Raw genomic sequence first — 19720 nt, forward strand, 5'->3', positions numbered from 1 at the left:
GGCTATCAGGTCGGGGCCCCGGACGTGGGAGGATCGAGGTCGGCGGGCCAGGGCCGCGCACCCGGTCGTGCCGTTGCAGTGCCAGGCGCGAGCATGAGGAGCATCGTTGAGCAGGTTGCGTTGGCTGACTGCGGGGGAATCCCACGGACCCGCCCTGGTCGCGACGCTGGAGGGCCTTCCCGCCGGCGTCCCGGTCACCACTGAACTGGTGGCCGACCACCTCGCGCGGCGGCGTCTCGGCTACGGACGCGGCGCGCGGATGAAGTTCGAGCAGGACGAGATCACCTTCCTCGGCGGCGTCCGCCACGGGCTCTCGCTCGGTTCCCCGATCGCCGTGATGGTCGGCAACACCGAGTGGCCCAAGTGGGAGAAGGTCATGTCGGCCGACCCGGTCGACCCCGCGGAACTCAAGGAGACGGGCCGCAACGCGCCCCTGACCCGGCCCCGCCCCGGCCACGCCGACCTCGCCGGCATGCAGAAGTACGGCTTCGACGAGGCCCGGCCGATCCTGGAGCGCGCCAGTGCCCGGGAGACCGCCGCCCGCGTCGCCCTCGGTGCCGTCGCCCGCTCCTTCCTCAAGGAGGCCGCGGGCATCGAGATCGTCTCCCACGTCGTCGAGCTCGCGGCGGCCAAGGCCCCGTACGGCGTCTACCCGACGCCCGCCGACGTGGAGAAGCTCGACGCCGACCCGGTCCGCTGCCTCGACGCCGACGCCTCGAAGGCGATGGTCGCCGAGATCGACCAGGCCCACAAGGACGGCGACACCCTCGGCGGCGTCGTCGAGGTCCTGGCCTACGGGGTGCCCGTCGGCCTCGGCTCCCACGTCCACTGGGACCGCCGGCTGGACGCCCGGCTGGCCGCCGCCCTCATGGGCATCCAGGCCATCAAGGGCGTCGAGGTCGGCGACGGCTTCGACCTCGCCCGGGTGCCCGGATCGCAGGCGCACGACGAGATCGTCACCACCCCCGAGGGCATCAGGCGCACCTCCGGCCGCTCCGGCGGCACCGAGGGCGGCCTGACCACCGGCGAGCTGCTGCGCGTCCGCGCGGCGATGAAGCCCATCGCCACCGTCCCGCGCGCGCTGGCCACCGTCGACGTCGTCACCGGCGAGGCCGCCCAGGCCCACCACCAGCGCTCCGACGTCTGCGCCGTGCCCGCCGCCGGCATCGTCGCCGAGGCCATGGTCGCGCTCGTCCTCGCGGACGCCGTCGTCGAGAAGTTCGGCGGCGACAGCGTCCCGGAGACCCGCCGCAACGTCCGGTCGTACCTCGACAACCTGCACATCCGGTGACGGCTCCCGTGCCGCACGGACCGCTGGTCGTCCTGGTCGGGCCGATGGGCTCCGGCAAGTCCACGGTGGGCGCGCTCCTGGCCGAGCTGCTCGGCGCGCCCTACCGGGACACCGACGCCGACATCGTCGCCGCCCAGGGGCGCGAGATCTCGGACATCTTCGTCGAGGAGGGCGAGGAACACTTCCGCGCCCTGGAGCGGGCGGCCGTCCGCACCGCGGTCGCCGAGCACGAGGGCGTCCTCGCCCTCGGCGGCGGCGCGATCCTGGACGCCGGCACCCGTGAACTCCTCAGCGGCCTGCCCGTCGCCTATCTCTCGATGGACGTCGAGGAGGCGGTCCGCCGTGTGGGCCTCAACACCGCGCGGCCGCTGCTCGCCGTCAACCCGCGCCGGCAGTGGCGCGAGCTGATGGAAGCGCGCCGCCACCTCTACACCGAAGTCGCACGCGTCGTCGTCACCACCGACGACCGCACCCCCGAAGAGGTCGCGAGCGCGGTCCTCGACGCACTGGAGCTGAAGAAGGACGTATGACGGACCAGGAAGTCACCCGCATCGAGGTCGGCGGTTCGGCGGGCACGGATCCGTACGAGGTGCTGGTCGGCCGGCAGCTGCTCGGCGAGCTCCCCACCCTGATCGGCGCCCGGGCCAGGCGCGTCGCCGTGATCCACCCCGAGGCGCTCGCCGAGACCGGCGAGGCCCTGCGCGCCGACCTCGCCGACCAGGGCTACGAGGCCGTCGCCATCCAGGTGCCGAACGCCGAGGAGGCCAAGACCGTCGAGGTCGCGGCCTACTGCTGGAAGGCGCTCGGCCAGACCGGCTTCACCCGCACCGACGTCATCGTCGGCGTGGGCGGCGGCGCGACCACCGACCTGGCCGGCTTCGTCGCCGCGAGCTGGCTGCGCGGCGTGCGCTGGATCGCCGTCCCGACGACCGTGCTGGCCATGGTCGACGCGGCGGTCGGCGGCAAGACGGGCATCAACACCGCCGAGGGCAAGAACCTCGTCGGCGCCTTCCACCCGCCCGCCGGCGTGCTGTGCGACCTCGCCGCACTGGACTCGCTGCCCGTGCACGACTACGTCAGCGGCCTCGCGGAGATCATCAAGGCCGGCTTCATCGTCGACCCGGTGATCCTCGACCTCATCGAGGAGGACCCGCAGGCCGCCCGTACCCCGGCCGGCCCCCACACCGCCGAGCTGCTCGTCCGCTCGATCAAGGTGAAGGCCGAGGTCGTCTCCGGCGACCTCAAGGAGTCCGGCCGTCGCGAGATCCTCAACTACGGCCACACCCTCGCGCACGCCATCGAGAAGAACGAGCGCTACAAGTGGCGGCACGGCGCCGCCGTCTCCGTCGGCATGGTCTTCGCGGCGGAGCTCGGCCGGCTGGCCGGACGGCTGGACGACGCCACCGCCGACCGGCACCGCAGCATCCTGGAGTCGGTCGGCCTGCCGCTGACCTACCGGGGCGACCAGTGGCCCAAGCTGCTGGAGACGATGAAGGTGGACAAGAAGTCCCGCGGCGACCTGCTGCGCTTCATCGTCCTCGACGGGCTCGGCAAGCCGACCGTGATGGAGGGCCCCGACCCGGCCGTGCTGCTCGCCGCCTACGGCGAGGTGTCCGCGTGAGCGAGCTCCGGCGGGTCCTCGTGCTCAACGGCCCGAACCTCGGCCGGCTCGGCTCCCGCGAGCCCGACATCTACGGCGCCACGTCGTACAAGGGCCTGGTCGAGTCCTGCCGGGCCCTCGGCGAGGAGCTGGGCTTCGACGTCGACGTGCGCGAGACCAACGACGAGGGCGAGATGATCCGCTGGCTGCACGAGGCGGCCGACGGATCCGTGCCGGTCGTCCTCAACCCGGGGGCGTTCACGCACTACTCCTACGGGATGCGCGACGCGGCCGCCCAGCGGACCGCGCCGCTGATCGAGGTGCACATCTCGAACCCGTACACGCGGGAGGAGTTCCGGCACACCTCGGTCGTCGCGGCCGTGGCGACCGGGACCATCGCCGGCTTCGGCATCGGCTCCTACCGGCTCGCCCTGCGCGCGCTCGCCGAGGAACTCACCGCCTGACGCACCCGAGGCGGCCTTCGGGCACGTCGAACCGCCCCCGCCCGTTCCCTTGTTCGGGGCCGGGGGCGGTAACGTTCCCCGGAGTATCGGCCGTACGAGACGGAGTGGCGCCGGATGCAGCACAGCGTGGGGGCTCCGTTGCCACCGCCCGAACAGCACGGATGGGCCTCGGGCGGGCCGGGAGGACACCACCCCGTGCCCCCCGCGCCCCCGCACGGGCACCAGCCCCCGCACCCTCCGCAGCCCGCCGCGCCGCATCAGGCGCCGCCCGGTCCGCCGCCGGCCCCGGGCTGGGTTCCCGGCGCGGTCCCCCCGCACGCCGGCCCGCCGCACCCCTCTGCCTCCCGCCCGGGCGCCGCGCACCCGGCGGGCCCGCCCGCCGGGGACGCCACCGGGTACGTCCAGCTGCCGCCGGTCCCGATGCCGGCCGCGCCGCCCGCCGAGCCCGGCACCGGAGCCGCCACCCTGGCCGTCCTGCTGATCGGCCCCGCCGGAGCGGGCAAGACGACCGTCGCCCGGCACTGGGCGCGCAGCCGCCGCGTGCCCACCGCGCACATCAGTCTCGACGACGTGCGCGAGTGGGTGTGCTCGGGCTTCGCGGACCCGCAGTCGGGCTGGAACGAGCACTCCGAGGCCCAGTACCGCCTGGCCCGCCGCACCTGCGGCTTCGCCGCGCGCAACTTCCTCGCCAACGGCATCTCCTGCATCCTCGACGACGCCGTCTTCCCCGACCGGCCGGTCGTCGGCCTCGGCGGCTGGAAGCGGCACGTCGGCCCGGGCCTGCTTCCCGTCGTGCTGCTGCCTGGTCTGGAGATCGTCCTGGAACGCAACGCCGAGCGCAGCGGCAACCGGCGCCTCTCGGACGAGGAGGTCGCCTCCATCCACGGCCGGATGGCGGGCTGGTACGGCTCCGGGCTGCCGATCATCGACAACTCCAAGTACGACGTGGAGACCACCGCCCGCGTCCTGGACGAGGTCCTGGCGCGGTCCATAGCCAGCCCGCCCACCTGGTAGCCGCCCGGCCGGACGGTCCCGGTGACCGGGCGGCGGTCCCGCCGCACCGCTCACCGGACCGGTCCGCCTCGCCGTCCGTCCGCCGGCCGAGCACCCTGGACGAACCGCGGGGGCGAGGCGTCCGGGCGCCTCGCCCGTGGCCCGGTCGGCGGCGCTGAGCAGGACGGGCCGTCCGGGCCGACCTAGGCTCGGAACATGTCAGAGGTGTATGCGGACCGTCGAGTGCGGCTGCGGGACCGGTGCGTGGCGGCCGGCAGCCCGGCGGCCCTGGTCTCCCGCCCCGCCAACGTCCGCTATCTCGCGGGCGGTTCGCCCGTCGGGTCCGTCCTCCTGGTCGGGCCGGACGAGGACGTCCTGCTCTGCCCCGTCGCGCCCGGCGGCGATCCCGCCGACGGGCGGCTCGACGAACGGCTCAGGCAGGCCGTGCTGCCCGCGGGCGGCGGTGATCCGGCCGTCGCGGCGGTGGACTTCGCCCGCAAGGCCGGCGCGGACGCCCTCGCCGTCGAGGAGCACCATCTGACGGTGGCCCGGCACCGTGCGATGGGGTCGGTCGCGCCCCGGCTGCGCCTGGCCGACCTCGGCGGGGCCGTCGAGCAGCTGCGGATCGTCAAGGACGAGGACGAGATCGCCTGCCTGCGGATCGCCGCCGAGATCGCCGACCAGGCGCTCGGGGAACTCCTCGAGTCGATCCTGGTCGGGCGGACCGAGCGCCATCTCGCCCTGGAGCTGGAGCGCCGGCTGGTCGACCACGGCGCTGACGGCCCCGCCTTCCCGACCTCCGTGGCCACCGGCCCGAACTCGGGCCGGGGCGGCCACCGGCCCTCCGACCGCCGGGTCGAGGAGGGCGATTTCCTCTCCGTCTGCCTCGGCGCGAACTACCGCGGCTACCGCTGCGAGATCGGCCGCACGTTCGTCATCGGCACGACCCCGGCGGACTGGCAGATCGAGCTGTACGACCTCGTCTTCGCCGCTCAGCGGGCCGGACGCGAGGCGCTGGCCCCCGGCGCCGAGTGCCGCGACGTGGACCGCGCGGCCCGCCAGATCCTGGCCGCGGCGGGCCACGGCGAGGCCGTTCCCGTCCTCACCGGCCACGGTGTCGGTCTGGAAATCGACGAGGACCCGCAGCTCGCACCCTCGGCCATGGGTAAACTGGACGCTTGTGTGCCGGTCACCGTCGAACCGGGGGTCCACCTCCCGGGCCGGGGCGGGGTCCGGATCGATGACACGCTCGTCGTGCGCCAGGAGGCGGACGGCGGACCCGAGCTACTCACCATTACGACCAAGGAGCTGCTCGCGCTCTAGGGCGCGTACGCCTCCCTGGTCCCACGTCAGTCCAGGAGATTCCGCAACCGTGGCTTCCACGAACGACCTCAAGAACGGCATGGTGCTCAAGCTCGACGGGGACCAGCTCTGGTCCGTCGTCGAGTTCCAGCACGTCAAGCCCGGCAAGGGCCCGGCCTTCGTGCGCACCAAGCTCAAGAACGTGCTCTCCGGCAAGGTCGTCGACAAGACGTTCAACGCCGGCGTGAAGGTCGAGACGGCCACCATCGACCGCCGCGACATGCAGTTCTCGTACATGGACGGCGACTACTTCGTCTTCATGGACATGCAGACCTACGACCAGCTGCACGTCGACCGCAAGTCCGTCGGCGACGCCGCGAACTTCCTGATCGAGGGCTTCACCGCCTCGGTCGCGCAGCACGAGGGCTCGGTGCTCTACGTCGAGCTCCCCGCCGCCGTCGAGCTCACCATCCAGCACACGGACCCGGGCGTCCAGGGCGACCGCTCCACCGGTGGCACCAAGCCCGCCACGCTGGAGACCGGCCACGAGATCCAGGTCCCGCTCTTCATCACCACCGGTGAGAAGATCAAGGTCGACACCCGCTCGAGCGACTACCTCGGCCGGGTGAACAGCTAACCGTGGCTGCCCGGAGCAAGGCCCGTAAGCGGGCCTTCCAGATCCTGTTCGAGGCCGACCAGCGCGACGCGTCCGTGCAGGAAGTGCTCGCCGACTGGGTGCGGCACGCGCGGTCCGACGACCGCCAGCCGCCGGTCAACGAGTTCACGATGGTGCTGGTCGAGGGGTACGCGGACCACGCGAACCGGATCGACGAGCTCATCGCCACCTACGCGGTGGACTGGGACCTGGACCGGATGCCCGTCGCGGACCGGAACATCGTCCGGCTCGGCGCGTACGAGCTGATCTGGCTGGACGAGACCCCGGACGCGGTGGCGATCGACGAGGCGGTGCAGCTCGCCAAGGAGTTCTCCACCGACGAGTCCCCGTCGTTCGTGAACGGCCTGCTGGGCCGCTTCAAGGACCTGAAGCCGCGCCTGCGCCGGGACGCCTGAGAGGCGATCTCCCGGCATACGAAGGGGCCCGCAGCACGAGGTGCTGCGGGCCCCTTCGTATGACCGGACACGGCCCCTCGCGCCGTCTCCCGGGGGTTGTGGGGGTCTGAGCTGCCGCCTGGGGCCCGCGGGGCTCCCAGGGCCTCCTGGGGCCGGTGGGGCGCGAGGGGGGACCCAGGCCGGGGTCCCGAGCCCGGCCAGGGTCGGAAAAGACCGCCAGGGTGACGGAAGGCCCGCGGGCCTTCCGTCACCCTGGCGGCAACGTTTCTGCTGAGTGTTCAGCGCGTGTGGTTCAGCTGTCCTCGTGAGCTACGGCGCGGCGCGCGTCCGCGTCCAGCACGCCCCAGCTGATGAGCTGCTCGGTCAGCACCGACGGCGACTGGTCGTAGATGACGGCGAGCGTGCGCAGGTCGTCCTGGCGGATCGACAGCACCTTGCCGTTGTAGTCGCCGCGCTGGGACTGGATGGTCGCCGCGTAACGCTGCAGCGGGCCGGCCTTCTCCTGCGGGACGTGGGCCAGGCGCTCCAGGTCCAGAACGAGCTTCGGCGGCGGCTCGGCGGCCCCGCCGGGGGTCGTGCCGGGCAGGAGCTCCTGCACCGGGACGCCGTAGAAGTCCGCCAGCTCGGCGAGGCGCTGCACGGTCACCGCACGGTCGCCGCGCTCGTACGAGCCGACCACGACGGCCTTCCAGCGGCCCTGGGACTTCTCTTCCACACCGTGGAGGGAGAGGCCCTGCTGAGTGCGGATCGCGCGGAGCTTGGCCCCGAGCTGCTTTGCGTATTCGCTGGACATATAGCTCCCCGGACGCTGTGACAACGTGCGGCTCCGCCGCGTGGCTGGTAACTCACTGTGAGGTTACGCAGCGTTACTTGGCTCCGTCAAGCCGAATGGTCCGTACCGGCCCCTCCCGAGCGACGGCGCCCGGAGGGTCGGCAGGGTGGTGAGCAGGGCACTCACCCGCCCCTGGTAAAGTCGAGGACGCAATTCCGACGTCCTTTAAGATCCGTCCCGTGAGGCGGAGAAGGAGGTCCGTTTCATATGGACGCACCGCAGCACGACACGCAGCAACCTCTGGACGAGGCCCGCCCCGTTCTGGAGGGCCCCGACATCGCACGGGTACTGACCCGTATCGCCCACGAGATCGTCGAACGCGCCAAGGGCGCCGACGACGTGGTCCTCCTCGGCATCCCGACCCGCGGCGTCTTCCTCGCCCGCCGGCTGGCCGACAAGCTCGCCGGGATCACCGGACGCACGATTCCGGTCGGTTCCCTCGACATCACCATGTACCGCGACGACCTGCGGATGAAGCCGGCCCGCGCCATCGGCCGCACGGAGATCCCCGCCGACGGCATCGACGGCCGCCTGGTCGTCCTCGTCGACGACGTGCTCTTCTCCGGACGCACCATCCGCGCGGCCCTCGACGCCCTCGGCGACATCGGCCGCCCCCGCGCCGTGCAGCTCGCGGTCCTGGTCGACCGCGGCCACCGGGAACTGCCGATCCGCGCCGACTACGTCGGCAAGAACCTCCCCACGTCGCTGCGCGAGACGGTCAAGGTGCAGCTCGCCGAGGAGGACGGTCGCGACACCGTGCTGCTCGGCGGCAAGCCCGCCTGACCCGACCGGCACCACCGGCGGGTCCCGGGGCACACCCCTGCGCACCCGCACGTCCGACGGACCTTCTGGGGGCCACCCCGGACCCCCGACCTCCCCACCCCGGAGAGACATCCCGATGATGCGTCACCTCATCTCGGCCGCCGACCTCACCCGCGACGACGCCGTCCTCATCCTCGACACCGCCGAGGAGATGGCCCGGGTGGCCGACCGGCCGATCAAGAAGCTGCCCACCCTGCGCGGCCGCACGATCTGCAACCTCTTCTTCGAGGACTCCACCCGCACCCGGATCTCCTTCGAGGCCGCCGAGAAGCGCCTCTCCGCCGACGTCATCAACTTCGCGGCCAAGGGATCCAGCGTCTCCAAGGGCGAGTCGCTCAAGGACACCGCGCAGACCCTGGAGGCGATGGGCGTCGACGCCGTCGTCATCCGGCACGGCGCCTCCGGCGCCCCCTACCGCCTGGCCACCTCCGGCTGGATCGACGCCCCCGTCGTCAACGCCGGCGACGGCACCCACCAGCACCCCACCCAGGCGCTCCTGGACGCCTTCACCATGCGGCGCCGGCTCGTCGGCCGCGACGCCGGGCTCGGCAAGGACCTGGCCGGCCGGCGCATCACGCTCGTCGGCGACATCCTGCACAGCCGGGTCGCCCGCTCCAACGTCGACCTGCTGCACACCCTCGGCGCCGAGGTCACCCTGGTGGCCCCGCCCACCCTGGTCCCGGTCGGCGTCGAGACCTGGCCCTGCGAGGTCAGCTACGACCTCGACCGCGTGCTTCCGAAGTCCGACGCGGTGATGATGCTGCGTGTGCAGCGCGAGCGGATGAACGCCGCCTTTTTCCCGACCGAACGCGAGTACTCGCGCCGGTACGGGCTGGACGGCGACCGGATGGCCAAGATGCCCGAGCACGCCATCGTGATGCACCCCGGACCCATGGTCCGCGGCATGGAGATCACCGCCGAGGTCGCCGACTCCGACCGCTGCACGGTCGTCGAGCAGGTCGCCAACGGCGTCTCCATCCGCATGGCGGTCCTCTACCTGCTTCTGGGCGGAAACGACTCCGCCGTCACCCACACCCGTACCGAGGAGAGCAAGTGACCATGAGCAAGATCCTTATCCGGGGTGCGAAGGTGCTGGGCGGCGAGGCCCAGGACGTCCTGATCGACGGCGAGACGATCGCCGAGGTCGGCACCGGCCTGTCGGCCGAGGGCGCGACCGTGATCGAGGCCGAGGGGCGGATCCTGCTGCCCGGGCTGGTCGACCTCCACACCCACCTGCGCGAGCCCGGCCGTGAGGACTCCGAGACGGTCCTCACCGGCACCCGCGCCGCCGCGTCCGGCGGCTACACGGCCGTCTTCGCCATGGCCAACACCTTCCCGGTGGCCGACACGGCCGGCGTCGTCGAGCAGGTCTACCGCCTCGGCAAGGAGCACGGCTACTGCGACGTGCAGCCGATCGGCGCCGTCACCGTCGGCCTGGAGGGCAAGAAGCTCGCCGAGCTCGGCGCCATGCACGACTCCGCCGCGGGCGTCACCGTCTTCTCCGACGACGGCAAGTGCGTCGACGACGCCGTGATCATGCGCCGCGCCCTGGAGTACGTGAAGGCCTTCGGCGGCGTCGTCGCCCAGCACGCCCAGGAGCCCCGCCTGACCGAGGGCGCCCAGATGAACGAGGGCGTCGTCTCTGCCGAGCTGGGGCTCGGCGGCTGGCCGGCCGTCGCCGAGGAGTCGATCATCGCCCGCGACGTCCTCCTCGCCGAGCACGTCGGCTCCCGCGTCCACATCTGCCACCTCTCCACCGCCGGCTCCGTCGAGATCGTCCGCTGGGCCAAGTCCCGCGGCATCGACGTCACCGCCGAGGTCACCCCGCACCACCTGCTGCTGACCGACGAGCTGGTCCGCTCGTACAACCCGGTCTACAAGGTCAACCCGCCGCTGCGCACCGAGCGTGACGTGCTCGCCCTGCGCGAGGCCCTGGCCGACGGCACGATCGACATCGTCGCCACCGACCACGCCCCGCACCCGCACGAGGACAAGGACTGCGAGTGGGCCGCCGCCGCCATGGGCATGGTCGGCCTGGAGACCGCGCTCTCCGTCGTCCAGCAGACGATGGTGGAGACCGGGCTGCTCGACTGGGCCGGCGTCGCCGACCGGATGTCCGTCACGCCCGCCCGGATCGGACGGGCCACCGGACACGGACGCCCCGTCTCGGCAGGTGAGCCCGCGAACCTGACGCTGGTGGATCCGGCATACCGTGGAGCCGTGGACCCCGCGGGCTTCGCCTCCCGCAGCCGCAACACCCCGTACGAGGGCCGCGAGCTGCCGGGACGCGTCACCCACACCTTCCTGCGGGGCCGGGCAACGGTCGTGGACGGGAAGCTGGCGTGACACCTCTCATCGCATTCGCTGCGGAACAGAAGTCGGCGGAGGTGACCGACTGGGCCGGGCGGCTCGGCTGGGTCGCCGGACTGCTCCTCTTCGTCGCCTTCGTCTACTGGCTGATGCGCCAGGGATGGAAGTGGCGCGGCAGCCTCCAGTCGGACCTCCCCGCCCTGTCCGTCGTGCCGGAGACCGCCGGTGACGCCACACTGACTCTCAGCGGGCGCTACCACGGCTCGACCACGGCCGGGCAGTGGCTCGACCGGATCGTCGCCCACGGCCTCGGCGTCCGCAGCCGGGTCGAGCTCCGGCTGACCGAGGCGGGGATCGAGGTCGTGCGCCCCGGCGCGAACGACTTCCTCATCCCGAAGGCGGCCCTGCGCGAGGCCCGGCTCGACAAGGGCATCGCGGGCAAGGTCCTCGCCGAGGGCGGGCTGCTGATCGTCACCTGGGCACACGGCGACAAGCTCCTCGACTCCGGCTTCCGGTCCGACCGCGCGGCGGAGCACGCCGCCTGGGTCGAGGCCGTCAACTCCATGAACCAGATCAATCCGACGGAAGGCATCGCACGATGACGACCTCCATCCAGGGAGCGGCCTCGCAGAGGCACAAGGCCGCGCCCGCCGTACTCGTCCTGGAGGACGGCCGCATCTTCCGCGGCCGCGCCTACGGGGCCGTGGGGGAGACCTTCGGCGAGGCCGTGTTCTCCACCGGCATGACCGGCTACCAGGAGACCCTCACCGACCCGTCCTACCACCGGCAGGTCGTCGTGATGACCGCGCCGCACGTCGGCAACACCGGAGTCAACGACGAGGACCCCGAGTCGCAGCGGATCTGGGTCGCCGGCTACGTCGTCCGCGACCCCGCCCGGGTCCCCTCCAACTGGCGCTCCCGCCGCTCGCTGGACGAGGAGCTGGCCGCCCAGGGCGTCGTCGGCATCTCCGGCATCGACACCCGCGCCCTCACCCGCCACCTGCGCGAGCGCGGCGCCATGCGCGTCGGCATCTTCTCCGGCAACGCGCTGCCCGACGAGGGCACCATGCTCGCCGAGGTCCGCCAGGCCCCCGAGATGAGCGGTGCCGACCTCTCCGCCGAGGTCGCCACCAAGGAGACCTACGTCGTCCCGGCGATCGGCACCAAGCGGTTCACCGTCGCGGCCGTCGACCTCGGCATCAAGGGCATGACCCCGCACCGGATGGCCGAGCGCGGCATCGAGGTCCACGTCCTGCCCGCCACGGCCACCGCGGAGGACGTCTACGCCGTCCAGCCCGACGGCGTCTTCTTCTCCAACGGCCCGGGCGACCCGTCCACCGCCGACGGTCCCGTCGCCGTCATGCGCGAGGTCCTCGGCCGGCGGACGCCGCTCTTCGGCATCTGCTTCGGCAACCAGATCCTCGGCCGCGCGCTGGGCTTCGGCACGTACAAGCTGAAGTACGGCCACCGCGGCATCAACCAGCCGGTGCAGGACCGCACCACCGGCAAGGTCGAGGTCACCGCGCACAACCACGGCTTCGCCGTCGACGCGCCCCTCGACAAGGTCTCCGACACCCCCTTCGGGCGTGCCGAGGTCTCCCACGTGTGCCTGAACGACCAGGTCGTCGAAGGTCTCCAGCTGCTCGACCAGCCGGCCTTCTCCGTCCAGTACCACCCCGAGGCGGCCGCGGGCCCGCACGACGCCGCGTACCTCTTCGACCGTTTCGTATCCCTGATGGAGGCCGAGCGTGCCTAAGCGCACCGATATCCAGTCCGTCCTGGTCATCGGCTCCGGCCCGATCGTCATCGGCCAGGCCGCCGAGTTCGACTACTCCGGCACCCAGGCCTGCCGCGTGCTCAAGGCCGAGGGCCTGCGGGTGATCCTGGTCAACTCCAACCCGGCCACGATCATGACCGACCCGGAGATCGCCGACGCCACCTACGTCGAGCCGATCACCCCCGAGTTCGTCGAGAAGATCATCGCCAAGGAGCGCCCGGACGCCCTCCTGCCCACCCTCGGCGGCCAGACCGCGCTCAACACCGCGATCTCCATGCACGAGCAGGGCGTGCTGGAGAAGTACGGCGTCGAGCTCATCGGCGCCAACGTCGAGGCCATCAACAAGGGCGAGGACCGCGACCTCTTCAAGGGCGTCGTCGAGGCCGTCAAGGCCAAGATCGGCTACGGCGAGTCCGCCCGCTCGGTCATCTGCCACTCCATGGAGGACGTCCTCCAGGGCGTCGACACCCTCGGCGGCTACCCCGTCGTCGTCCGTCCCTCCTTCACCATGGGCGGCGCCGGCTCCGGCTTCGCCCACGACGAGGACGAGCTGCGCCGCATCGCCGGCCAGGGCCTCACGCTCTCCCCGACCACCGAGGTGCTCCTGGAGGAGTCCATCCTCGGCTGGAAGGAGTACGAGCTGGAGCTGATGCGCGACAAGGCCGACAACGTCGTGGTCGTCTGCTCCATCGAGAACTTCGACCCGATGGGCGTCCACACCGGTGACTCGATCACCGTCGCGCCGGCGATGACCCTCACCGACCGCGAGTACCAGCGTCTGCGGGACATCGGTATCGCGATCATCCGCGAGGTCGGCGTCGACACCGGCGGCTGCAACATCCAGTTCGCGATCGACCCCGAAGACGGCCGGATCATCGTCATCGAGATGAACCCGCGCGTCTCCCGCTCCTCGGCCCTCGCCTCCAAGGCGACCGGCTTCCCGATCGCCAAGATCGCCGCCCGGCTCGCCGTCGGCTACACGCTGGACGAGATCCCGAACGACATCACGGAGAAGACCCCGGCCTCCTTCGAGCCCACGCTCGACTACGTCGTGGTCAAGGCCCCGCGCTTCGCCTTCGAGAAGTTCCCCTCCGCCGACTCCACGCTGACCACGACCATGAAGTCGGTCGGCGAGGCCATGGCGATCGGCCGCAACTTCACCGAGGCGCTCCAGAAGGCCCTGCGCTCCCTGGAGAAGAAGGGCTCGCAGTTCGCCTTCACCGGCGAGCCGGGCGACAAGGCCGAGCTGCTGCGCGAGGCGGTCCGCCCCACCGACGGCCGGATCAACACCGTCATGCAGGCGATCCGCGCCGGCGCCACCCCGGAGGAGGTCTTCGACGCCACGAAGATCGACCCGTGGTTCGTCGACCAGCTCTTCCTGATCAAGGAGATCGCCGACGAGCTGGCCGCCGCCGAGAGGCTCGACCCCGAGCTCCTGGCCGAGGCCAAGCGCCACGGCTTCTCCGACGCCCAGATCGCCGAGATCCGCGGCCTGCGCGAGGACGTCGTCCGCGAGGTCCGGCACGCGCTCGGCGTCCGCCCGGTCTACAAGACGGTCGACACCTGCGCCGCCGAGTTCGCCGCCAAGACCCCGTACTTCTACTCCTCGTACGACGAGGAGAGCGAGGTCGCCCCGCGCGAGAAGCCCGCCGTGATCATCCTGGGCTCCGGCCCGAACCGCATCGGCCAGGGCATCGAGTTCGACTACTCCTGCGTCCACGCCTCCTTCGCGCTCAGCGACGCGGGCTACGAGACCGTGATGGTCAACTGCAACCCGGAGACCGTCTCCACCGACTACGACACCTCCGACCGGCTCTACTTCGAGCCGCTCACCCTGGAGGACGTCCTGGAGATCGTCCACGCCGAGACGCTGGCCGGCCCCGTCGCCGGTGTCGTCGTCCAGCTCGGCGGCCAGACCCCGCTGGGCCTGTCGCAGGCGCTCAAGGACAACGGCGTGCCGGTCGTCGGCACCTCCCCGGAGGCGATCCACGCCGCCGAGGACCGCGGCGCCTTCGGCCGCGTGCTCGCCGAGGCCGGCCTGCCCGCGCCCAAGCACGGCACCGCGACCACCTTCGCCGACGCCAAGGCCATCGCCGACGAGATCGGCTACCCGGTCCTCGTCCGCCCGTCGTACGTGCTCGGCGGCCGCGGCATGGAGATCGTGTACGACGAGGCCCGCCTCGAGTCGTACATCGCCGAGTCGACCGAGATCAGCCCCACCCGGCCGGTCCTGGTCGACCGCTTCCTCGACGACGCCATCGAGATCGACGTCGACGCCCTCTACGACGGCACCGAGCTCTACCTCGGCGGCGTCATGGAGCACATCGAGGAGGCCGGCATCCACTCCGGCGACTCGGCCTGCGCCCTGCCCCCGATCACCCTCGGCGGCTTCGACATCAAGCGCCTGCGCGCCTCCACCGAGGCGATCGCCAAGGGCGTCGGCGTGCGCGGCCTGATCAACATCCAGTTCGCGATGGCCGGCGACATCCTCTACGTCCTGGAGGCCAACCCGCGCGCCTCGCGGACCGTGCCCTTCACCTCGAAGGCCACCGCCGTTCCGCTGGCGAAGGCCGCCGCCCGCATCTCGCTGGGCGCCACCGTCGCCGAGCTGCGCGCGGAGGGCCTGCTCCCGAAGACCGGCGACGGCGGCACCCTGCCGCTCGACGCGCCGATCTCCGTCAAGGAGGCCGTGATGCCGTGGTCGCGCTTCCGCGACGTGCACGGCCGCGGCGTGGACACCGTCCTCGGCCCGGAGATGCGCTCCACCGGCGAGGTCATGGGCATCGACGCGGTCTTCGGCACCGCCTACGCGAAGTCGCAGGCCGGCGCCTACGGCCCGCTGCCCACCAAGGGCCGTGCCTTCATCTCCGTCGCCAACCGCGACAAGCGCTCGATGATCTTCCCGGCCCGCGAGCTGGTCGCCCACGGCTTCGAGCTGCTGGCCACCTCCGGCACCGCCGAGGTCCTCAAGCGCAACGGCATCAACGCCACGATCGTGCGCAAGCAGTCCGAGGGCGAGGGCCCGAACGGCGAGAAGACGATCGTCCAGCTGATCCACGACGGCCAGGTCGACCTGATCGTCAACACGCCGTACGGCACGGGTGGCCGCCTCGACGGCTACGAGATCCGTACGGCGGCGGTGGCCCGCAGCGTCCCGTGCCTCACCACGGTCCAGGCGCTCGCCGCGGCCGTCCAGGGCATCGACGCGCTCAACCACGGCGACGTGGGCGTCCGCTCGCTCCAGGAGCACGCGGAACACCTGATCGCGGCCCGCGACTAGGGTCTTCCGTTCGGATCGGGCCGGATCAGTGAGCGGGGTCCGGTGCCGTGCATCGCAAGGCGGAGGTGGGTACCTCCCACGCCGCAGGCTGTGGGGGCGGAGCCATGCCGACCCACGACAGCGCGGCGAGGCGCGGCACCAGGGCACGCGAGCCCGGCAAGATCCGAAGGAGACGGCCCCTGGCAGTCGAACGAAGCAGGGGGGACACCGGCAGGCCCGCGGTGTCCCCCTCTTCATGAGCAGACCTGGATCTGAACAGACATGTACAAGTTCTTCTTCGACCTCGTCTTCAAGCGCATGGACCCGGAGCAGGCCCACTACCTGGCCTTCCGCTGGATCCGCCTGGCGGCCCGCGTCCCGGTCCTGCGGACCTTCGTCGCCGCCGTCCTCGCGCCCCGGTACAAGGAGCTGCGCACCGAGGCCCTCGGCCTGCGGATGCACGGCCCCTTCGGTCTCGCGGCCGGCTTCGACAAGAACGCCGTCGCCATCGACGGGATGTCCATGCTCGGCTTCGACCACGTCGAGATCGGCACGGTCACCGGCCAGGCGCAGCCCGGCAACCCCAAGAAGCGGCTCTTCCGGCTGGTCCCCGACCGCGCCCTGATCAACCGCATGGGCTTCAACAACGAGGGCTCCGCCGCCGTCGCCGCCCGTCTCAGCGCCCGCGTGCCGGTCTTCAAGACGGTGGTGGGCGTCAACATCGGCAAGACCAAGGTCGTCCCGGAGGCCGAGGCGGCAGGCGACTACGTCACGTCCACCGAGCGCCTGGCCGCTTACGCCGACTACCTGGTCGTCAACGTCTCCTCGCCGAACACGCCCGGCCTGCGCAACCTCCAGGCCACCGAGTCCCTGCGCCCGCTGCTCACGGCGGTGCGCGAGGCGGCCGACCGTACGGTCACCGACCGCCGGGTCCCGCTCCTGGTCAAGATCGCCCCCGACCTGGCCGACGAGGACGTCGACGCGGTCGCGGACCTGGCCCTGGAGCTCGGCCTCGACGGCATCATCGCCACCAACACCACCATCGCCCGCGAGGGCCTCGGCCTGAAGTCCGACCCGGCCCTGGTCCAGGAGACCGGCGGTCTGTCCGGAGCCCCCGTCAAGGAGCGCTCGCTGGCCGTCCTGCGCCGCCTCCACGCGCGGGTCGGCGACCGGATCACCCTGGTGGGCGTCGGCGGCATCGAGAACGCCGAGGACGCCTGGCAGCGCATCCTCGCCGGTGCCACCCTGATCCAGGGCTACAGCGCCTTCATCTACGAGGGTCCGTTCTACGCCCGCGCGATCCACAAGGGCCTCGCCGCCCGCCTGGCGGCCTCCCCGTACGCCACCCTCGCCGAAGCCGTCGGCGCCGACACCCGAAAGGCCGCGCAGTGACCGCCCACCCGTCGCCCGACCACCGCCCCCCATCGACGCCCTCCGGGCGACCCACCGCCCACCCGTCGCCCGACCACCGCCCCCCATCGACGCCCTCCGGGCGGCCCCCGACGTTCGGTACCCGCCTCCGTTCCGCCATGGACGAGCGAGGGCCCCTCTGCGTCGGTATCGACCCGCACGCCGCCCTGCTCGCCTCCTGGGGCCTGGACGACGACGTCGCCGGCCTGGAGCGCTTCTCCCGGACCGTGGTCGAGGCCCTGGCCGACCAGGTCGCCGTCTTCAAGCCGCAGGCCGCCTTCTTCGAGCGCTTCGGCTCCCGGGGCATCGCCGTGCTGGAGCGCACCGTGGCCGACGCCCGGGCGGCCGGCACGCTCGTCCTCATGGACGCCAAGCGCGGCGACATCGGCTCCACCATGGCCGCCTACGCCGAGACCTTCCTCCACAAGGACTCGACCCTCTTCTCGGACGCGCTCACCGTCTCGCCCTACCTCGGGTACGGCTCGCTGCGGCCGGCGGTCGACCTGGCGCGCGAGAGCGGCGCGGGGCTGTTCGTCCTGGCCCTCACCTCCAACCCGGAGGGCGCGGAGGTCCAGCGGGCGGTACGCACCGACGACCCGGCGGGCCTGACGATCGGCGCGACGATGCTGGCGCACCTGGCGGCGGAGAACGCGGGGGAGACCCCGATGGGCTCCTTCGGCGCGGTCGTCGGTGCCACCCTCGGCGATCTCTCGTCCTTCGACCTCGACATCAACGGCCCCCTCCTGGCCCCCGGCATCGGCGCCCAGGGCGCGACCGCGGCCGACCTTCCCGCGGTCTTCGGCCCGGCGGTCCGCAACGTCGTCCCGAACGTCAGCCGCGGGGTCCTGCGGCACGGCCCGGACGCGTCCGCGCTGCGGGCCTCGGCGGAGCGCTTCGCGGACGAGATCCGCGAGGCCGTCGGCGCCTGACGGGACCCGATCCGCAGGCCCGGCGGAGGGCTCCGGCCCGCTTTCGGCCAATCCGCAGGTCGGAGCTGTCTCACTCCTTGGTAAGAACTTGGCCGAAAAGCCGGTCCTTATGCCGGAAATGTCCTGGTCGGTCGATGCTGACCAGGACTTTTCGTCTGTTCTCGCTGACTGGAGAGGCGCGGGCCGCTAGTCTCCGGGGCAGAGTCAGCGTTCAACGGCGCAGCTGTTGTCCGCTGCTCCACTGGTGTGGGGCGACCAGCCTCCTCACCGGTCCGTATCCGACAGTTCGACATCCGAGGTGACGTAGGCGTGGCTCTTCCGCCCCTTACCCCTGAACAGCGCGCAGCCGCGCTCGAAAAGGCCGCCGCGGCTCGCCGGGAGCGGGCCGAGGTCAAGAATCGACTCAAGCACTCCGGCGCCTCCCTCCACGAGGTCATCAAGCAGGGCCAGGAGAACGACGTCATCGGCAAGATGAAGGTCTCCGCGCTGCTCGAGTCCCTGCCCGGCGTCGGCAAGGTCCGCGCCAAGCAGCTCATGGAGCGGCTCGGCATCTCCGAGAGCCGGCGCGTGCGCGGTCTCGGTTCCAACCAGATCGCCTCCCTGGAGCGCGAGTTCGGCAGCACCGGTTCCTGAGCCGGGGTGGCCGTCCCAGGCACTCCCGTAAAGCTGGAATAATCGCTGCATGGCAGCAGAGGTACGTCCGCGGCTGACCGTGCTCTCCGGCCCCTCCGGGGTGGGCAAGAGCACGGTCGTCGCTCATATGCGCAAGGTCCACCCCGAGGTCTGGCTCTCGGTGTCGGCCACGACACGAAAGCCGCGACCCGGCGAGAAGCACGGCGTCCAGTACTTCTTCGTCGCGGACGACGAATTCGACAAGCTGGTCGCCAACGGCGAGCTCCTCGAATGGGCCGAGTTCGCGGGCAACCGCTACGGCACGCCCCGCGGCGCCGTCCTCGACCGGCTTGAGGCCGGCGAGCCGGTCCTCCTGGAGATCGACCTCCAGGGCGCCCGGCAGGTCAAGGACTCCATGGCGGAGGCGCAACTGGTCTTCCTGGCCCCGCCGAGCTGGGACGAACTGGTCCGCCGGCTCACCGGCCGCGGCACCGAGTCGCCCGAGGTCATCGAGCGCCGGCTGGAGGCCGCCAAGGTCGAGCTGGCCGCGGAGGCCGAGTTCGACACCACCCTGGTCAACACCTCCGTCGAGGACGTGGCGCGTGAGCTGCTAGCCTTGATGAACGTTGTTTGATCGATTTCTGATCACCTGGACCTGATCACTCCGGATCAGCTCACCCAGAAGTTTCTTCGGAAGGCTAGAGCGTGTCCTCTTCCATCACCGCGCCCGAGGGCATCATCAACCCGCCGATCGACGAGCTGCTCGAGGCCACCGACTCGAAGTACAGCCTCGTGATCTACGCGGCCAAGCGCGCGCGCCAGATCAACGCGTACTACTCGCAGCTCGGCGAGGGCCTGCTCGAGTACGTCGGTCCGCTCGTCGACACCCACGTCCACGAGAAGCCGCTCTCGATCGCCCTGCGCGAGATCAACGCGGGTCTGCTGACCTCCGAGGCCATCGAGGGCCCGGCGCAGTAAGCACGTATCGCTTTTCACCACAGGCCCGGCGGAACATCCGCCGGGCCTGTGGTGTCTCATGGAGTCGTAC

The 19720-nt window shown here is 71.7% G+C and carries 19 protein-coding genes and 1 pseudogene; 19 read left to right on the top strand and 1 reads right to left on the bottom strand.

Going from position 1 to position 19720, the window contains the following annotated elements:
- The first annotated feature begins 106 nt into the window (after window positions 1-106).
- The 8 genes from aroC to nusB all read left to right on the top strand — a co-directional run bounded on the left by aroC (window position 107) and on the right by nusB (window position 6721).
- A complete protein-coding gene (aroC, locus tag ACE1OA_RS28895) occupies window positions 107-1291 on the top strand; it encodes a chorismate synthase (protein WP_147977102.1) in 1185 nt (394 codons plus the stop codon).
- Between the two features lie 44 nt (window positions 1292-1335).
- Window positions 1336-1821, top strand: a complete 486-nt coding sequence (locus tag ACE1OA_RS28900; protein WP_384871847.1) for a shikimate kinase — start codon at window positions 1336-1338, stop codon at window positions 1819-1821.
- Window positions 1818-2912, top strand: a complete 1095-nt coding sequence (gene aroB, locus ACE1OA_RS28905) for a 3-dehydroquinate synthase (protein ID WP_356600876.1) — start codon at window positions 1818-1820, stop codon at window positions 2910-2912. The genes ACE1OA_RS28900 and aroB overlap by 4 nt, the downstream gene beginning before the upstream one ends.
- Window positions 2909-3355 (top strand): type II 3-dehydroquinate dehydratase, encoded by a 447-nt coding sequence (aroQ, locus tag ACE1OA_RS28910; RefSeq protein WP_147977100.1) that lies wholly within the window; start codon window positions 2909-2911, stop codon window positions 3353-3355. The genes aroB and aroQ overlap by 4 nt, the downstream gene beginning before the upstream one ends.
- Before the next feature lie 114 nt (window positions 3356-3469).
- Window positions 3470-4369 (top strand): AAA family ATPase, encoded by a 900-nt coding sequence (locus ACE1OA_RS28915; RefSeq protein ID WP_356600874.1) that lies wholly within the window; start codon window positions 3470-3472, stop codon window positions 4367-4369.
- 195 nt (window positions 4370-4564) lie between these two features.
- The gene (locus ACE1OA_RS28920) at window positions 4565-5671 is read left to right on the top strand and encodes an aminopeptidase P family protein (protein ID WP_356600872.1); all 1107 of its coding nucleotides are present in this window, start codon (window positions 4565-4567) and stop codon (window positions 5669-5671) included.
- A gap of 49 nt (window positions 5672-5720) precedes the next feature.
- Window positions 5721-6287, top strand: coding sequence for an elongation factor P (efp, locus tag ACE1OA_RS28925; protein WP_147977098.1), 567 nt, complete (start codon window positions 5721-5723; stop codon window positions 6285-6287).
- 2 nt (window positions 6288-6289) lie between these two features.
- Entirely contained in the window at window positions 6290-6721 is a 432-nt protein-coding gene (gene nusB, locus ACE1OA_RS28930) for a transcription antitermination factor NusB (protein ID WP_356600869.1), read from the top strand.
- 292 nt (window positions 6722-7013) lie between these two features.
- Here nusB and bldD read toward each other — a convergent pair whose 3' ends face one another.
- Window positions 7014-7514, bottom strand: coding sequence for a transcriptional regulator BldD (gene bldD / locus ACE1OA_RS28935; protein WP_030214967.1), 501 nt, complete (start codon window positions 7512-7514; stop codon window positions 7014-7016).
- Between the two features lie 246 nt (window positions 7515-7760).
- Between bldD and pyrR the strand changes: the two genes are divergently transcribed.
- The 11 genes and pseudogenes from pyrR to rpoZ all read left to right on the top strand — a co-directional run bounded on the left by pyrR (window position 7761) and on the right by rpoZ (window position 19650).
- Window positions 7761-8336 (top strand): bifunctional pyr operon transcriptional regulator/uracil phosphoribosyltransferase PyrR, encoded by a 576-nt coding sequence (gene pyrR / locus ACE1OA_RS28940; RefSeq protein ID WP_147977096.1) that lies wholly within the window; start codon window positions 7761-7763, stop codon window positions 8334-8336.
- A gap of 115 nt (window positions 8337-8451) precedes the next feature.
- Window positions 8452-9432, top strand: coding sequence for an aspartate carbamoyltransferase catalytic subunit (locus ACE1OA_RS28945; protein ID WP_147977095.1), 981 nt, complete (start codon window positions 8452-8454; stop codon window positions 9430-9432).
- Between the two features lie 2 nt (window positions 9433-9434).
- Window positions 9435-10721: a dihydroorotase gene (locus tag ACE1OA_RS28950; protein WP_356600866.1), complete on the top strand. Its 1287-nt coding sequence runs from the start codon at window positions 9435-9437 to the stop codon at window positions 10719-10721.
- The gene (locus ACE1OA_RS28955) at window positions 10718-11287 is read left to right on the top strand and encodes a hypothetical protein (protein ID WP_386544076.1); all 570 of its coding nucleotides are present in this window, start codon (window positions 10718-10720) and stop codon (window positions 11285-11287) included. Before ACE1OA_RS28950 ends, ACE1OA_RS28955 begins: the two co-directional genes overlap by 4 nt.
- Window positions 11284-12441, top strand: a complete 1158-nt coding sequence (gene carA, locus ACE1OA_RS28960; RefSeq protein WP_356600862.1) for a glutamine-hydrolyzing carbamoyl-phosphate synthase small subunit — start codon at window positions 11284-11286, stop codon at window positions 12439-12441. The genes ACE1OA_RS28955 and carA overlap by 4 nt, the downstream gene beginning before the upstream one ends.
- A complete protein-coding gene (gene carB / locus ACE1OA_RS28965; protein ID WP_356600860.1) occupies window positions 12434-15742 on the top strand; it encodes a carbamoyl-phosphate synthase large subunit in 3309 nt (1102 codons plus the stop codon). Before carA ends, carB begins: the two co-directional genes overlap by 8 nt.
- 261 nt (window positions 15743-16003) lie before the next feature.
- A complete protein-coding gene (locus ACE1OA_RS28970) occupies window positions 16004-17113 on the top strand; it encodes a quinone-dependent dihydroorotate dehydrogenase (RefSeq protein ID WP_356600858.1) in 1110 nt (369 codons plus the stop codon).
- 113 nt (window positions 17114-17226) lie between these two features.
- Window positions 17227-18060: pseudogene (gene pyrF / locus ACE1OA_RS28975) on the top strand (orotidine-5'-phosphate decarboxylase); the annotation flags it as partial.
- Between the two features lie 309 nt (window positions 18061-18369).
- Window positions 18370-18693 carry an integration host factor gene (locus tag ACE1OA_RS28980; protein WP_147977088.1) on the top strand — a complete coding sequence of 108 codons (324 nt, stop codon included), beginning with the start codon at window positions 18370-18372 and terminating at the stop codon, window positions 18691-18693.
- A 49-nt stretch (window positions 18694-18742) separates the two neighbouring features.
- Window positions 18743-19306: a guanylate kinase gene (gmk, locus tag ACE1OA_RS28985; RefSeq protein ID WP_356600856.1), complete on the top strand. Its 564-nt coding sequence runs from the start codon at window positions 18743-18745 to the stop codon at window positions 19304-19306.
- A gap of 71 nt (window positions 19307-19377) precedes the next feature.
- Complete coding sequence (rpoZ, locus tag ACE1OA_RS28990) at window positions 19378-19650, top strand: DNA-directed RNA polymerase subunit omega (protein ID WP_005319902.1); 273 nt, start codon at window positions 19378-19380, stop codon at window positions 19648-19650.
- Window positions 19651-19720 lie beyond the last annotated feature (70 nt).

The organism is Streptomyces sp. JL2001, from assembly GCF_050917515.1.
Taxonomy (GTDB): Bacteria; Actinomycetota; Actinomycetes; order Streptomycetales; family Streptomycetaceae; genus Streptomyces.